The organism is Microvirga sp. P4_G7 (assembly GCF_056401005.1).
The window spans coordinates 1-602 of record NZ_JBFUKD010001148.1 but is presented as its reverse complement, the minus strand read 5'-3'; the positions used below and the strand labels follow the sequence as shown (position 1 = coordinate 602).

The window sequence follows — 602 nt, the reverse complement described above, 5'->3', positions numbered from 1 at the left end:
TCGTCAGGGTGCTGCTCATGCGCGCTTCGACACGTTCGAGCGCGTTGGCGGCTTCGGTCAAGGCCTCGAGCTGTTCGCGGGTGCTGTCCGACAGGGAGCGACCGCGTTCGTCGAGGTTGAACGACAGTTCCGTCGCTTGCCGCATGGCGTCAGTGGAGACCGAACGCAGGGCTTCGACCTGCTCGGCGACCTGATCTGAAGCGCGACCCGTCTGGGCGGCGATCTCCGACAGAAGACCTTCGATCTGGCCGACACGCTCCGAGAGTCCGTCCCCGACAATGCCGAGATCGGTCGTCGCGCTGCCGGCGATCTGCTGCAAGAGCCGGTTGGCGTCTTGGAGGCGATCGAGGACGCCCGACAATTCGCCACGGAGCCGGTCATTCGTGCCGACGAGCGTCGCGACAGCGCGCGATGTTCCCTCGTCGATGACGACACGCATGGATTCCGTCGATTGCGTGTAGGCGGATGTGAGTTCCGACGTACGGTTCTGGAACGTCTCCATGAGGAGAGCGCTGCGCTCGTCGAGGGCTTGCGCGGCCGTCTCGCTCGCCGCGAGAACTTCGCGGCTGATCGCCTGGCCGCGATCGCTCAGGGTCGTGACC

1 protein-coding gene is annotated in these 602 nt (G+C 65.6%); it reads right to left on the bottom strand.

Annotated features, from left to right (window positions below):
- On the bottom strand, window positions 1-602 hold a 602-nt coding region (locus tag AC1DT3_RS23555; protein WP_477467567.1), incomplete at both ends, for a hypothetical protein.